13 protein-coding genes and 1 tRNA gene are annotated in these 14,330 nt (G+C 59.9%); 6 read left to right on the top strand and 8 right to left on the bottom strand.

Annotated features, from left to right (window positions below):
* Positions 1-3 precede the first annotated feature (3 nt).
* Positions 4-840 (bottom strand): IS5 family transposase, encoded by an 837-nt coding sequence (locus LDL32_RS12480; RefSeq protein WP_048856220.1) that lies wholly within the window; start codon positions 838-840, stop codon positions 4-6.
* Positions 841-890: 50 nt separating this feature from the next.
* Positions 891-2,357, bottom strand: a complete 1,467-nt coding sequence (locus tag LDL32_RS12475; protein WP_233067386.1) for a hypothetical protein — start codon at positions 2,355-2,357, stop codon at positions 891-893.
* 495 nt (positions 2,358-2,852) lie between these two features.
* Here LDL32_RS12475 and LDL32_RS12470 point away from each other — a divergent pair, with 495 nt between their 5' ends.
* The 5 genes from LDL32_RS12470 to rfbC all read left to right on the top strand — a co-directional run bounded on the left by LDL32_RS12470 (position 2,853) and on the right by rfbC (position 8,281).
* A complete protein-coding gene (locus LDL32_RS12470; RefSeq protein ID WP_233067384.1) occupies positions 2,853-4,145 on the top strand; it encodes a hypothetical protein in 1,293 nt (430 codons plus the stop codon).
* A 110-nt stretch (positions 4,146-4,255) separates the two neighbouring features.
* A complete protein-coding gene (locus LDL32_RS12465; RefSeq protein ID WP_233067382.1) occupies positions 4,256-5,515 on the top strand; it encodes a hypothetical protein in 1,260 nt (419 codons plus the stop codon).
* Positions 5,516-5,742: 227 nt separating this feature from the next.
* Positions 5,743-6,798 carry a dTDP-glucose 4,6-dehydratase gene (gene rfbB, locus LDL32_RS12460; RefSeq protein WP_233067380.1) on the top strand — a complete coding sequence of 352 codons (1,056 nt, stop codon included), beginning with the start codon at positions 5,743-5,745 and terminating at the stop codon, positions 6,796-6,798.
* Between the two features lie 29 nt (positions 6,799-6,827).
* Complete coding sequence (rfbA, locus tag LDL32_RS12455) at positions 6,828-7,709, top strand: glucose-1-phosphate thymidylyltransferase RfbA (protein WP_233068883.1); 882 nt, start codon at positions 6,828-6,830, stop codon at positions 7,707-7,709.
* A gap of 14 nt (positions 7,710-7,723) precedes the next feature.
* Positions 7,724-8,281 (top strand): dTDP-4-dehydrorhamnose 3,5-epimerase, encoded by a 558-nt coding sequence (gene rfbC, locus LDL32_RS12450; RefSeq protein WP_233067379.1) that lies wholly within the window; start codon positions 7,724-7,726, stop codon positions 8,279-8,281.
* A gap of 293 nt (positions 8,282-8,574) precedes the next feature.
* Here rfbC and LDL32_RS12445 read toward each other — a convergent pair whose 3' ends face one another.
* The 6 genes from LDL32_RS12445 to LDL32_RS12420 all read right to left on the bottom strand — a co-directional run bounded on the left by LDL32_RS12445 (position 8,575) and on the right by LDL32_RS12420 (position 13,510).
* Complete coding sequence (locus tag LDL32_RS12445) at positions 8,575-9,249, bottom strand: TVP38/TMEM64 family protein (protein WP_233067377.1); 675 nt, start codon at positions 9,247-9,249, stop codon at positions 8,575-8,577.
* 71 nt (positions 9,250-9,320) lie between these two features.
* Positions 9,321-10,058 carry a glycosyltransferase family 2 protein gene (locus LDL32_RS12440; RefSeq protein WP_255673934.1) on the bottom strand — a complete coding sequence of 246 codons (738 nt, stop codon included), beginning with the start codon at positions 10,056-10,058 and terminating at the stop codon, positions 9,321-9,323.
* A gap of 539 nt (positions 10,059-10,597) precedes the next feature.
* Positions 10,598-11,365 (bottom strand): polyprenol monophosphomannose synthase, encoded by a 768-nt coding sequence (locus LDL32_RS12435; RefSeq protein ID WP_233067372.1) that lies wholly within the window; start codon positions 11,363-11,365, stop codon positions 10,598-10,600.
* Positions 11,366-11,543: 178 nt separating this feature from the next.
* A tRNA-Pro gene (locus LDL32_RS12430) sits at positions 11,544-11,620 on the bottom strand.
* A gap of 56 nt (positions 11,621-11,676) precedes the next feature.
* Entirely contained in the window at positions 11,677-12,261 is a 585-nt protein-coding gene (locus tag LDL32_RS12425; RefSeq protein ID WP_233067371.1) for a TIGR00730 family Rossman fold protein, read from the bottom strand.
* Positions 12,262-12,307: 46 nt separating this feature from the next.
* Positions 12,308-13,510: an MFS transporter gene (locus LDL32_RS12420; RefSeq protein ID WP_233067369.1), complete on the bottom strand. Its 1,203-nt coding sequence runs from the start codon at positions 13,508-13,510 to the stop codon at positions 12,308-12,310.
* Between the two features lie 207 nt (positions 13,511-13,717).
* Here LDL32_RS12420 and LDL32_RS12415 point away from each other — a divergent pair, with 207 nt between their 5' ends.
* Complete coding sequence (locus LDL32_RS12415; protein ID WP_233067367.1) at positions 13,718-14,293, top strand: NUDIX hydrolase; 576 nt, start codon at positions 13,718-13,720, stop codon at positions 14,291-14,293.
* Positions 14,294-14,330 lie beyond the last annotated feature (37 nt).

Below are 14,330 nucleotides of genomic sequence, written 5' to 3'. Positions count from 1 at the left end.
TTTTCAACCCTGACAATGCCTTGCTGTCCGTCGTGTGAGCATTCGGATTGAGGCGATCAATGTCCATGCGGTTGAGGAAGCAATGGATTGTTCCCAATCTTTGGCGAGCCGCCTGCATCGTCCCAGCCATGCGAATGTCCGTTCCACCACCCAGCGACGCGGCAGGATCTGAAAACCCTTCACCGTATCGGACCGCCTGATGATTTCGAGGGTCCATTTTCCCATGGAGGCGAGCGCGGATCGCAATTTGTCGCCAGCATAGCCGCCATCAGCGAAGATGTGGCGCAGCCAGGGAAAGCGCCTGCGTATCGCTGCCAGAACATCAACGGCCCCATCACGGTCCTGGATATCAGCGGCATGAACGAGGAGAAAGATCAGGAAGCCGCAGGTATCCGTCACGATATGGCGCTTGCGGCCCTTGACCTTCTTCCCCGCGTCATAGCCCGAAATCCCGCCGCTTTCCGTGGTTTTCACCGACTGGCTGTCAATCACGCCCGCGCTCGGAGAGGCGTCACGTCCCTCGATCTCGCGCAGGCTCATGACCAGCACCGTATTCATGACCTCGAACACTCCGGCATCACGCCAGGCGTAAAAATAGCGCCTGATGGTCGAGACCGGCGGAAAGCATTTCGGCAGCAGACGCCACGCACACCCGGCCGAGGCTATGTAGAGCATCGCATTGACCACCTCGCGCATATCCGTCGTGCGCGGACGACCGCCCCGTTTCGCCGGGGGCACAAATGGCATGATCAAAGTCCACTCCCCGTCCGTCATGTCCGATGGATATCGCAATCTTTCCCGGCTATACTCGCGCCGGGCAATACCAGTCCATGTCACCATTCACTCCATCTCTCTGCAAAGACGGATGAATCACAACAGGCTGGTATTGTTCAAAAACTTTCGGATCGGGCTCTCAGGCCCGCCAGCGCGCGGGAGAACTGGGTATAGTCCGGCGCCCCGTCACAGCCTGAATTGATATGGTACAGACAGACGCTGTTCTTGCAGATTATTTTCCGTGAACCCGGATTGAAAATATCATATCCATCGCCGCCGATGACATAATTGTATTTTGACTGTGGAACGTTTCCATCCGTGCTGTCCGTCAGCAGATAAAGTGCATGGCCCGGTTTCATATGGCTGTAACCGCCTGACAGCCACCAGCCGCCATCCTTGCCAACCAGCGCGATACCACACATGTCAGGCATGCCGTTCGCTTTCGCCTGCATGACCATGATGCGGTTGTTCCTGTGTATTTCATCAGCATAGGACGAGGCCAGGACACCCATTTCCATGATGGCCATCCCCCCCGCCAGCAGCGTCAGGGATCCCGCACGACCACACCGGGCCAGTGCGGAAAGCGCCAGAGCCGAGACAAGAATGATGAGCGGCACGGCCGCATAGATGAACGACATTTCCTTATGGGATATGAGCGAGTAATATAGTAATATAAATAATGGAACTGAGGCCAGATACCTGTGCGCCGACATTCCTTTCCAGAACAGCCAGCACACCGGGATCAGTGCCGCCCCCCAGAAATGGAACAGCCCGAACAGGTAGAACGCAACGGGCATGCTGCCATAACGCAGGGCGACACCTTCATTCACGTTCATCTGGAAGTTCTTGTATATGGACTGAAAAGGGTGGCCCAGAGTCTGGTAATCCACAATTCCCAATGCACAGACAGGCAGGAACACGCCCGCGGCAACGGGCAGCATGGCGCGCGGGCCCGCCAGGTACGCCACGATGGCGACCTCCAGCAGCAATGCCGGCGCCAGATGAAACCGGAATGCAAAGGAAAGGCCGACCAGCACCCCGAACCCGAAAAGTATCGGGGCGCCGACATGCCTTCTGCCCCGCGTTTTCATGGCGATGTAAATGATCAGGACGCTGAGCGCCATGATATTGCCGCTTACGGTTTCCCCCAGCGTGCGGAACGATGCATTGACCATATCGGGCCACAGGGCGGCGGCCAGGCCGCATATCCACGCCCCCTGCCTGCCCTCCGTCACCCAGCCCGCATGGACGAAGCCCGCGACAACCGCAAGCGAACCCGCCGCAAGGACGACCCGTACGAAATCCGCGCTGTATCCCAGCCCGAGCGCATGCCCGAACTTGAGTATTTCCACAATGATGTCCGGCAGCAGCCATGACCGGATCCCGACCCGCCATTCCCATGTAAAGACGCCATGACCCGTGAGATTATGGTAGGCGGGCTCCATATACTGATAGAATTCATCCGCCCGTAACGGGCCGGGAGACAGGAATATCAGCACGATACGCACTGCCAGCGCCACAAACAGGCAAACAGCCAGCGGCAGGCGCGCATTCGTGTGCACGATGCCGGAATCGGATTTCATATTATTGTCCTGCCATGACTTATCGGATGCAAGGAAGCGTGCCGCCAGTCTGGATGCCGTGGCGGCATGATCCGGTTATCTGATATCTGGGGTCCATGCTGCCGGCTTCGGGTTGGGCGGGGTGTCGGAACGGGCCTATGATAAACAGCATCAGGCCTCTACCCGACAAGTCAATAAGTGTGACCGCCCCGTTACGGCCTGCCCCGCCGGATGGCCAGGCGGGGAAAAAGGCCTTGATCCCGCGACCAGCCACTGAAAAAACAGAATCCGGTCATAAGGGCGCCATGCGCCTGCTGCTGACAGCCCCCGAAGCGAAACGATTTTCCGCCGGTGATATCTGAAAAATTTCGCCGTTTCCCGCGACGTTCGCCATCAGGCGGCGAATCTTGTCAGGAGAACGGGCGTATCATAAGGATAGCCCGTCTTATGGGGTGGAAGGAGAATACCGCTTTGGGAAAGCTGCTTGGAAGACAGGTATTTCCAGCATTGGTTGGCATGGTTTTTTTCGCCTTCATGGCGATGCTGTATTCTGCGGGCTTCACCTCCCTTTACCGCGGCATCATCAAGCTGTGGGGTATCCATCCCTATCCCATACCCTTTCTCGATACCGATACTGTGCTGTCCGCGATCCGCTGCATCAACCGGGGCGTGGATGTCTATGTCACCAACCCGTGTGACCTGCTGGACCGGGTCTATGACTATTCACCGCTATGGACCGTGCTGCGCATCTTTCCCATGACACCGGCGTGGCTGCCACCCATCGGCATGGGGTTGGACATCACGTTCATCGTGTCCCTGCTACTGCTGCCCGCTGGCCGGTCATGGCGCGATACACGGTGGATCACGGCGGGAATCCTGTCCAGCGCCACCCTGTTCGCGGTTGAGCGTGGCAATAACGACCTTGTCCTGTTCGTGCTGGCCGCCTGTGCCGCGACACTGGCCTGCCGGTCATACTGGTGCCGCCTGGTCGGTTACGGGCTGATTCTCCTGGCCGGGCTGCTCAAATATTATCCCATGACCGTGATGCTGAGCGCGACACGCGAAAGGCCCGCACGCTTTCTTGCCATCGCGGTGGCCAGCGTCGTGTCTGTCGCCCTGTTTGCCATCGCAAGCTGGCATGACCTGACGCGGGCGCTGGCGCTGATTCCCACCGGTTCCTATTTCGGGGACATGTTCGGGGCCCGGACATTCGGCGGTGGCCTGACGGAACGCATGGGGCTGCCCGCCCACGCAACACAGGTGCTGGAAGCCGCCATGTCCCTTGCGGCACTGGGCACGGGCATAAGGCTGGGCTGCCAGCCATGCGCGACGGCAGCGCTGGCGCGGCTGACCGGGCGGGAGCGTGCCTTCCTGATGGTGGGGGCCCTGCTGATCCTGGGCTGCTTCTTCACGGCGCAGAACATCGGCTACCGCGCCGTGCACCTGATCCTTGTCCTGCCCGCCCTGTCGGCACTGCGTGATACGGATGGCCTGCGCCGTTTCAGATACGCGCTCCCGCTGGCGCTGGGCGCCCTGTGGTCGGGCACATGGTATCATGACATCGTCTCCGTGGATGCCGCACTGACGGGCCGGCATGGTACCACCATCGTCCAGTGGGCAACGTGGCTGCTGCGGGAAGGAATGTGGTGGTCGCTTGTGACGATCCTGATATCCTGCGTGACGGGACTTGTGCTTGAATCCCCGACCGTGAAGGCATGGAGCAAAAGGAAAACCATGCCCGGACGTGACACCGGGCGCCAGGGGAACAGGTCGCCATCCCCGGGCGCGGACCTGCATCGGAACACATGATCCGGCCTGTCGTTACAGAAGTCCTTCCTACACAATTCGTTACAGATTATGATGAAAATGCACGATAATTATTATAAAAATGTAATTCCATTGCCCACGGGCCTGTTCCAATGAACGCATCCAAAAGCAATACAAAAGAAGTTATTCTTCCGTTACTGATTTTTTCTTTCCTGCTTCTGGCCAGATTTTATTACGCGCTGTTCCATGGCGGGCGTTTTCTGGCCGAAGAAGGCAATATTTTCTTTGAAAAGGCATGGACTTCCTCATGGTCGGAGGCCCTGTTCTATTCCTATGGCGGGTATCTGAACATCGTGGCGAATGCGAGCACCCTGCTCGCCTGTCGCCTCATGCCACTTGCCGATGCGCCCTATCTGACAATGGCCATCGCCCTGCTGTTCCAGATCTGTGCGCCGCTGCTTATTTTGACGGCGCGGGATACATGGCTTGCAACCCCCAGGGTCCGTTACATTGCGGCAGCCCTGCTGCTGCTTGTGCCTGAATCAGCCGAAGTTTCCCTGCACAGCATCCATTCCCAGTACCATCTGGCCCTGTGCGCGGGGCTGATCGTCTCGCTGGCCACGGAAACGGGGTGGCGTGAAGGCCTGCGCCGCATCCTGCTTTTTCTCGCCCCGCTCAGCGGTCCGGGCGGGGTCATATTCGCCCCCCTGTTCATCCTGCGCGCCTGCGTCGACCGCTCACGCGCAAGGCTGGTCGAATGCCTGCTGATCAATGTGGCAAGCGCCATTCAGGTGCTGTTTTTCTTCAAGAAATTTGATGATCGGGTCTACAGCTTCAATTTCTATGATTTTGTCCTGGTCTTTCTTAACCATTATATCATGTATCCGTTCATCGGCCTGAAGCATGCCCTTGTCCACTTCGGCATGCATCTGCAGGACATGGAAAGAATGGGGAATCCGCCCTATTTCTTCGTGGGCCTGACTCTTGTCATACTTGTCCTGCTGGGTGCCGTACTGGTTTACGAAGCCATCAGGCACAGCGATGCGCGCGAGGCAATCTGGTTTGCCCTGGCGGGGGGAATGCATGCCTCGGCCTCATTGTACGGGGCGCTGGGGGGTGCCATAACGGCCATTCCGGCAGGCAATGCCGAACGATATGTCTTTGTGGGCCAGTCCCTGTTCGCGCTGTGCATTCTCTGCCTGGCCATGACGGGAACCCGCGTCATAAGCAGGACATGCTGGTACCTTGTGTACATCATGCTTGCCATGGGCGCCTATCACTACATCGCATTCGGGAAAAACATGGTGCATGGCCCCTCATGGTGGGAGGAAACCGCCAGATGGAAACAGGACCACAGCCATGTCCTGCTCATCTGGCCGGAAGAACCCCAATGGACCATGCGCCTGAACTGATGCGTACGCGCACCCCGTGGCTATGCCGGAATGGCTCCCGATGGCAGCAGCCCGAAGGAAACCGGCCATGTGGCAACCCAGGCGATAGCGTATTGCAGCCACGGAACCATGCGAATGGATGGCGCCGTCGCGGCCGTACCGGTTCTGTTTGACAACTGGCGTTTATTATCCATCCCGAACATTGTGTCCGGCTCACGGAACGGACGTTGCATCAATATGGAAACGTGATGAAAATACTGCTGACTGGTGGCTGCGGATTTATCGGTTCCGCCGTGGTAAGGAACCTGATCCACGCGACGGACCACAGTGTCATCAATGTCGACTGCATGACCTATGCGGCGTCGCCCGAAACCGTGGCGGAGGTTGCGTCCAGCAGCCGCTACCGCCACGTGCCTGCCAGCATCCTTGATGCCGCGGCCATGAAGCACCTGTTCGAGACCCACCAGCCTGATGCCGTCATGCATCTTGCGGCGGAAAGCCATGTGGACCGTTCCATCGACGGGCCGGGCGTGTTCATGCAGACCAATGTCATGGGCACCTGCACATTGCTCGAAGCCGCCCATGCCTACTGGAAGGGACTGGACAACGCCCGGCAGCAGGCGTTCCGTTTCCATCACATCTCGACCGATGAGGTGTTCGGCCACCTGGGGGCCGGGGACCCGCCCTTTACCGAAACCACGCCCTATGATCCCCGCAGCCCCTATTCCGCATCCAAGGCGGCATCCGACCATCTCGTGCGGGCATGGCATCATACCTATGGCCTGCCCACCTTCGTCACCAACACGACGAACAATTACGGGATCTGGCATTTCCCCGAAAAGCTCATCCCGCTGGTCACCATCAACGCCATAGAAGGCAGGGAACTGCCGGTTTACGGCAAGGGCGAGAACATCCGCGACTGGCTGTTTGTCGAGGATCATGCCGAGGCGCTTGTTCGGGCCATCGAACGCGGGCAACCGGGGGAGACCTACGCCATTGGCGCGCGCCAGCCCCGCACCAACCTGCAGGTGGTCAAGACCATCTGTGCGGTACTGGATGAACTGGTGCCCGACCCCGGGGGCCCGCGCGAACGCCTGATCCGGTTTGTCACCGACCGCCCGGGCCATGATTTCCGCTACGAGATTGACCCCACCCATGCCGAACAGGCGCTGGAGTGGACAGCACGGCATGATTTCGAAACCGGCATCCGGCGCACCATCCGGTGGTATCTGGACAACCGGGCCTGGTGGGAAGGCATCCGCGCGCAGCGCTATACAGGCCACAGGCTGGGAACCCGGGCATGACAGTCGCGTCCGCCACACAGACCCGGCCGATGAAGGGCATCCTGCTGGCCGGTGGGTCCGGAACACGCCTGCACCCGATGACGATTGCAACGTCCAAGCAGTTGCTGCCCGTCTTTGACAAGCCGATGATCTACTATCCGCTGACGACCCTGATGCTGGCGGGTATCCAGGATATCCTGATCATCACCACGCTGCAGGACATGCCGCAGTTCCAGCGGCTGCTGGGGGATGGATCGCAGTTCGGGGTCCGCTTTGCCTATCGTGTCCAGCCTTCGCCCGATGGGCTGGCACAGGCATTCATCATCGGCGAGGACTGGATCGACGGCGCGCCCTGCGCACTGGCGCTGGGGGATAACCTGATCTTTGCCGATCACCTGAGTGGCCTGCTGCAGGCCGCGACCTGCCGGGCCCGGCAGGCAAATGGCGCGACCGTCTTTGCCTATCAGGTGCGCGACCCGGAACGCTACGGCGTCGTCTCGTTCGATCAAAACGGCCGTGCGCTGGATATTGTCGAAAAACCTGAAAAGCCCGAATCCAGCTGGGCCGTGACCGGGCTGTATTTCTATGATCACCGCGTAACGGAATTCGCACGCCAGGTCAGGCCCAGTGCACGTGGCGAACTGGAAATCACGGACCTCAACCGGATGTATCTGGATGAAGGCACGCTCAGCGTTGACCAGTTGGGGCGCGGCTGCGCCTGGCTGGATGCCGGCATGCCCGACAGCCTGATCCAGGCCGGCAATTTCGTGCAGACCATCCAGTCCCGTCAGGGCATGCTGGTCGGATCACCGACCGAAGTCGCCTTCCGCATGGGGTATATCGATCGTGATGCCCTGCTGGCGCAGGCAGGGAAGATGAGCAAGACCCAACTGGGTTACATGCTGCGTCTTGTCGGACAGCAGCAGGTTTGAAGGAGTGCATGTTCATGAAAGTCGAACACCTGGACATCCCCGATGTCATTGTGGTCACACCGCCGCGTTTCGGTGATAATCGGGGTTTCTTTTCAGAGACCTATAATCTGGAGCGCATGAAGGAAGCCGGGATCACCCTGCCCTTCGTGCAGGATAACCAGAGCCTGTCACGGCAGAAGGGCGTGGTCCGTGGCCTGCACTGCCAGCTTGCCCCACATGCGCAGGGCAAGCTGGTGCGCTGCACGAAGGGCGCGATCTGGGATGTGGCGGTGGATGCGCGGACGGGTTCCCCCACCTACGGCAAATGGGTTGCGGCCGAACTGTCGGAAGAAAACTGGTCCCAGCTCTGGATTCCACCGGGGTTCCTGCATGGTTTCGTGACGCTGGCCGAGGATACGGAGGTGCAGTACAAATGCACCGGCCTGTATGACAAGGCATCCGAACGGGCCGTGATCTGGAACTGCCCGCACCTGAACATTGCATGGCCGATTGATCCGCGTGATGCGATCCTGTCGGACAAGGATCAGGTGGCACCGCACTTTACCGAAGCCACAGGGTGGTTCAGCCTCTGATGGTCATCAATGCATGCATTCCGGCAGGCCGGGCATCCGGCCCCATTGCCCGGGTGCATGCATCGTGCATGGCGGCCACACGCAATCCGGTTATGGCAGACCTGGCCCCCGGCATGGCGCTGATCGGGAGCTACCGGCCGCACCGGTCCGTCCCTGCATCCTGCGTGACAATATAATGATCCCGGTTTCAATGGATCTGCGCGGCACGGTTCCGGCGTAGTTGATCCGGAAAAGATAGGCCGACTTTCGCAAGGACCCGGTCAGTACAGGCCGTCGGCATGGGGCATGCCGGTTCAGTCTGCCCTGGACAGGACTTTCGTGATGACCCGGGTCAGGTGCCAGATCAATGCAAAGGTGCCGACAACGCCTAATATCAAAATACCGGCATGAACCCATGAAATGCTCTCCCCCGTAACGGAGGTCAGGCTGCGGGCGGTCAGCGCCCCCATGGTGATATACCCCAGCAGGGCCGGCAGGGAGGCGAGCGTACCAATTGTATAGGCCTGCAGGGATAGTGAACTCATGCCAAGGGCGTAGCTTGTGATGGAAAAGGGCATGATGGGTGAAAGGCGGAAAAGACAGGCGATTTTCCATCCTTCGGCCGACAGGACCTGGTCAAGCCGGTCCAGCCGTGTCCGCTTGCACACGAACCGGTGGATCAGCCCGCGCAGGAAGGTACGTGACAGGACAAAGGAAATCAGCGCCCCGATCATGGTTGCGGGGGCTGCCAGCAGGAAGCCATCCATGATGCCGTACGCCGCACCGATTCCCATTGCCGTGGCCGAAGCGGGCAGAATGCCACACAGTGCGACCACGATCTGGATCAGTTCACACGCGATCCAGCCACGCCATGCGCCACCTGCATGCGCGGTGGCCAGCATGGCCTGGATGGAAGATGACGCTATATCATTGTAACGAAAAAGAAAAATGACTGAGGACAGAATGATGAACCCCAGGGCCGCGAGCATGATCCTGAAACCGACGCCACGATCCTTTTTCAGGACAGCGGCGCCCTTGTGACCATTACCCAGCGACATGTTCATTTTTTGAAGATTTTCTCACGGTAGATGCCCAGCCGGTTCAGACGGTAGGAGGCCGATGTCTTCAGCACGCCCAGCCCGTATTTAACACTCCGACGGAAATTGATGGACGACGCTTCGGCAAAATAGCGTGTCGGGCACGAAATCTCGCCAATCCGGAACCCGGCATTGATAACCTGGGCCAGCATCTGGTTGTCAAACACAAAGTCATCCGAACAGCGCTCAAGCGGTATGGCTTCCAGCACTTCCCTGCGCCAGCCACGATAGCCGGTATGGTATTCGGACAGCTTGGCATTCATGAGAATGTTCTGCGTCAGGGTCAGCATGCGGTTTGCCACATATTTGTACAGCGGCATGCCCCCCTGCAGCGCGCCCTTGCCCAGTATGCGCGACGCAATCACCCCATCATAATGCCCCGATGTCAGCATGGCGGCCATGGCCCGGATCAGGCGCGGGGAATACTGATAATCCGGATGCAGCATGATGATGATGTCCGCACCACGGGCCAGGGCGCTTTCATAGCATGTCTTCTGGTTGCCGCCGTAGCCACGGTTCCGGTCATGTTCAATGACATGAATTCCAAGCGAACGGGCCAGTTCTGCGGTGTTGTCCCTGCTCGCATCGTCGGTCAGGATGATGTCATCCACAATATCCCTGGGGATCTCGTCATAAGTCTGCTGCAAGGTCTTTCCTGCATTATATGCGGGCAGAACCACCGCAATGCGCTTACCATCCATCATAAAAGTCGACGTTTCCTATCGATAGAACACAGAACCATAGCAATCAGGCAGACTGGTTTACCGTAAACCGTCCGGGTCTGACATCCATTATTTCAGCGCCTGCATGAGACAGCCCGCATGTCCTTTATGCGAAACAGGCATATCAGCCATGATTCATCCCCATTACTGTCCCGCGACAGCGTAATCCTGTGGCAGGCCTGATAATCACACCCCCTGTGCCGTGACGATACTGTTTACGCAACACCATGATCGGGGAGGCGACGGTACCGCACGCATGCCATCATCACACCCCATGGCATGCAGGGGCACCCGGCAACAGTCATCGACGGACGGACCGGTTTCCCGAAGCGGATCAGTCCGTTGTCCACTACGGTTCCGGTAATATTACTCCTGTCCTGCTTTCGATATCAGGATTGATTACTGGGTATTTTTATAGTTCCGATGTATGTGACATAAAAGAAGGTAAATAATTTTTTAAAATTGTCCGCTTTTGTAACCGTGGTTACATGTCCCTGCCCACAGAGTGGCCTGGCGCGTCATTTCCTGCGCGACAGCATGTGATGGGCAATCATCTGCCCGAACTGCACGAGCACCTTGCGATCCATCTTGCTTTCCCCAGCGTGGCGCGAGCGGAACACAAACGGCAGTTCGATCACGCGGGGGGCGGTTTTCTGGACCATCAGCATATCCATCAGGATCTTGAATCCGGTGCCGGACAGGCTGGCGACGGATCTGACAAACAGGTCGCGCCGGACTGCAAAGAGCCCGCTCATCGGGTCAGTCACCCGTACGGACAGGAAACGCTGGGCAATACGGATGCCCGCATTGGACAGGAACCGCCGCCACGCATTGGCAAGACCGCTGTTATCACCACCTTCGACATGCCGGCTGCCGATCGCAACATCATACCCCTGGTTATGGATGGCATCGAACATCTGCCCCAGCAGCCGTTCATCATGCTGCATGTCGCCATCCATCACCGCGACAACCGGCGCCGACGATGACAGCACCCCCTCGATCACGGCGGAGGACAGGCCACGCCGCCCGACCCGCAGGATCCCGCGCACGCGGCTGTCCGCCTGTGCCAGACGCCAGACCTCATCCATCGTGCCGTCGGGGGAATTGTCATCAACGAAGATCAGTTCCCACTGCAGGTGGGTCAGCGCCTGTTCCACCGCATGGAACAGGGGTTCGACATTCCCGCGTTCATTATAGCACGGGATGATGATGCTCAGTGCCGGTCCCGGCCGGGATGGCCCGCCATCATGCGTATCAGGATGCGCGGGAACTGGAGAAATCTGCATACGTGGAAAAATTCCCGTGGGCTTGTTATCGGGTGACAATGCGGCAGACCACACAGCAGGCCGGTCACATGCTGCCGGGAATGGGGAATTAACGGATTCCCTCCACTGCTGCAATACAGGGGAACAGGGAGCCGAAACAGAAACAAGCCGGATACCACGGGCACCCGGCTTGCAAATCTGGTCGGAGTGAGAGGATTCGAACCTCCGGCCCCTGCGTCCCGAACACAGTGCTCTACCAGGCTGAGCTACACTCCGTTGCAGGCGGCTATACAGGGCCGCCGCCTTTTAGGCAAGGGGACAGGCAAAAAGATTTACAGCGTCGGCACGGCATCGCGCGCACCGGCCTGCACGGGCAGTGCGGAAAGTGCCGCCATAAGGCTGGGCACATCCGGCACGACCGCAAATAGGTCGCGCACGCCGGGGGCCGCAAACCCGTCCGCAATGCAGCCATCGATCATGGCCAGCAGGGAATCGGCCCAGCCCGCGATGTTGACGATATAGATCGGTTTGTCATGCTGGCCGAGCTGCCGCCAGGTCATGATCTCGATCGTCTCGTCGAACGTGCCCAGGCCACCGGGCATGACCACAAAGGCATCGGACAGCGCGAACATCCGCGCCTTGCGGTCATGCATGTTGTCCGTAACCGTCAGGTCGGTCACGCCTTCATGCATGATCTCGCGCGAATGCAGGAAGGCAGGGATGATGCCGGTCACCGTGCCGCCCGCGGCCAGGGCCGCATCCGCTACGGTGCCCATAAGCCCCACATGGCCCCCACCATACACCAGCCGGACCCCGGCCTGGCCCAGTGCGCCACCCAGCGCACGGGCCTGTGCGGCGTATTCCGGCCGCGAGCCGAAACGTGACCCACAAAAGACGGCAACGGATGAAATCTGCATCGACCCAGCTCAGCTCCCTGCAAGAATGCCCGCCCTGCCGCGCCGTTCAGCGCGGCAGGAATTTCAGCGCAATGGTTACACCCACGCCCGCCAACGTAAACAGGGCGGAAACCAGAAACAGCGCGCCATACCCCATGGTCTGGATGACCAGCCCCAGCAGCGGGCCGGACAGCCCCACCGCGATATCCAGGAAAACGGAGAAGGCCCCCAGCGCCGCCCCCCGGTTTTCCGGCCCGACGCGCGCAACCGCCAGCACCCCCATGGCGGGAAAGACCAGTGAGAACCCGGCCCCCGTCAGGGCTGCGCCCAGCGCGGCCCCCGCCACGGTGGAACACTGCCACAGCACCACCAGCCCCAGCGTTTCCACTAGTAGCGAGACAAACGACACGACCAGCCCGCCCCGGCGGTCGATCTGGCGGGCAAAGATGAAGCGCATGAGCATGAAGCTTATGCCAAAACCCGCCAGCGCCGTTGCCGCGCCATTCCAGTTGTTGTGGGCATAGAACAGCGCAAGACAGGCCGAGATCGTGCCGAACCCCACGGACCCGCATGCCAGCACCATGCCATGGGGCAGCACGCGCATGAATACGGCCCTGAACGGCATGGGCGGCCCCTTGCCAGGCACGGGCGGCACGGGCGCGTACTGCCGCGCCAGCAGGAAGCCGAACAGCGTCAGGCCGGCCGAGAGCAGCCCCACCGTGGTCAGCCCGCCATAGGGCAGCGGCAGCCCGGCAAGCATCTGCCCGATTGGCGCGCCAAGGGCGATGCCGCCATAGGATGTCACCCCGTTCCATGAGATCACCTGCGCGGTGCGCGCGGCCCCCACGCGGCCGATGTTCCACATGATGGCGCCGGTTGCCGTCCAGCTTTCCCCGATGCCGAGCAGGATACGGCTTACGATCAGCAGCCCGATGGACAGGGCCGCGAAATGCAGCATCAGCCCCGACAGCATGAGCGCAAGCCCAGACAGCGTGCAGACCAAAAGGCCGATGACGACCGTGGGTTTCGCGCCCCGCCGGTCCGTCTGCCGCCCGGCACTGGCGCGTGAGGCAAAGGTGGCCAGATACTGGAGCGACACCGCAAGCCCCGCCAGCACCGTGTTGTAGCCCAGCACCTGATGCACGAAAACGGGAATGACCGCCATCGGCAGGCCGATATCGATGTAGCACAGGAGATTGAACAGTACGACGGGCAGTATCCGCCGTGTAGGTGACCCCGATGACGCCTGCTGCCCGGTCATGATACGCATACACTCCACAGTTTGAAAAACAGGCATCCCACCCCGTTCCGAATGACAGCAATGCCAGCCCGTGGATAGAATGCTTTTGGCAACGAAGCCCGATACGGCTTAATGGAAAACCTGAAAAATCATGCAACGCCCGTTCGTTCCCGCACGACAGTACCGCACGCGGCGCATGCGGGCGCAGCTGATACGACCAGGAAGGATGGCATATCCATGACACATTCCCCCACACCGGACGCGGGCGGCTATACAACGGTTTCCACCCGCACCGCCTATGAAAACCCATGGACCCGCGTGCGGGAGGACATCATCATCCGCCCCAACGGCAGGCAGGGCCTGTACGGCGTGGTGGAACGGGGGGATTTTGTCGTGATCCTGCCCCTGTGGAACGGGCCGGAAGGCCCCCGCGTCACGCTTATCCGCCAGTACCGCTATCCCATACAAAAGCGGATGTGGGAACTCCCCATGGGCATGTGGGAAGACCGTCCCGACGCCACCCCCGAGGACGTGGCGCGCGGCGAACTGCGTGAGGAAACCGGGCTTGTGGCCGAACGGATGCGTGATGCCGGGCTGATGTACCAGGGGGCGGGCTACACGACCCAGAAAGGCCGCGCCTACCTTGCGACCGGCCTGAGCCAGGGCCCGCACGAGCGCGAGGATTCGGAAGAGGACATTACCTGCCACACCGTGACACTGGCCGAAATGCAGGACATGATCCTGGATGGCCGGATTACCTGCATGGTCACAATCGCGGCATTCGGGCTGATCCGGGCGCATGGCTGGATCTGACCGCAACCGGACTCCGCCGCGCGCCGGTCATGCCCCC

It is taken from the genome of Komagataeibacter sp. FNDCF1 (assembly GCF_021295335.1).
Classification (GTDB): Bacteria; Pseudomonadota; Alphaproteobacteria; order Acetobacterales; family Acetobacteraceae; genus Komagataeibacter.
Note: the sequence above shows the minus strand (reverse complement) of the source record. Positions and strands in the feature narration are given on the sequence as shown.

What these genes read in the sequence shown, in the direction of transcription:
- LDL32_RS12480 (WP_048856220.1), bottom strand. Translation starts at nt 840, where the DNA reads ATGGTGACATGGACTGGTATTGCCCGGCGCGAGTATAGCCGGGAAAGA.
- LDL32_RS12475 (WP_233067386.1), bottom strand. Translation starts at nt 2,357, where the DNA reads ATGAAATCCGATTCCGGCATCGTGCACACGAATGCGCGCCTGCCGCTG.
- LDL32_RS12470 (WP_233067384.1), top strand. Translation starts at nt 2,853, where the DNA reads ATGGTTTTTTTCGCCTTCATGGCGATGCTGTATTCTGCGGGCTTCACC.
- LDL32_RS12465 (WP_233067382.1), top strand. Translation starts at nt 4,256, where the DNA reads ATGAACGCATCCAAAAGCAATACAAAAGAAGTTATTCTTCCGTTACTG.
- rfbB (WP_233067380.1), top strand. Translation starts at nt 5,743, where the DNA reads ATGAAAATACTGCTGACTGGTGGCTGCGGATTTATCGGTTCCGCCGTG.
- rfbA (WP_233068883.1), top strand. Translation starts at nt 6,828, where the DNA reads ATGAAGGGCATCCTGCTGGCCGGTGGGTCCGGAACACGCCTGCACCCG.
- rfbC (WP_233067379.1), top strand. Translation starts at nt 7,724, where the DNA reads ATGAAAGTCGAACACCTGGACATCCCCGATGTCATTGTGGTCACACCG.
- LDL32_RS12445 (WP_233067377.1), bottom strand. Translation starts at nt 9,249, where the DNA reads ATGCTCGCGGCCCTGGGGTTCATCATTCTGTCCTCAGTCATTTTTCTT.
- LDL32_RS12440 (WP_255673934.1), bottom strand. Translation starts at nt 10,058, where the DNA reads ATGGATGGTAAGCGCATTGCGGTGGTTCTGCCCGCATATAATGCAGGA.
- LDL32_RS12435 (WP_233067372.1), bottom strand. Translation starts at nt 11,365, where the DNA reads ATGCAGATTTCTCCAGTTCCCGCGCATCCTGATACGCATGATGGCGGG.
- LDL32_RS12425 (WP_233067371.1), bottom strand. Translation starts at nt 12,261, where the DNA reads ATGCAGATTTCATCCGTTGCCGTCTTTTGTGGGTCACGTTTCGGCTCG.
- LDL32_RS12420 (WP_233067369.1), bottom strand. Translation starts at nt 13,510, where the DNA reads ATGCGTATCATGACCGGGCAGCAGGCGTCATCGGGGTCACCTACACGG.
- LDL32_RS12415 (WP_233067367.1), top strand. Translation starts at nt 13,718, where the DNA reads ATGACACATTCCCCCACACCGGACGCGGGCGGCTATACAACGGTTTCC.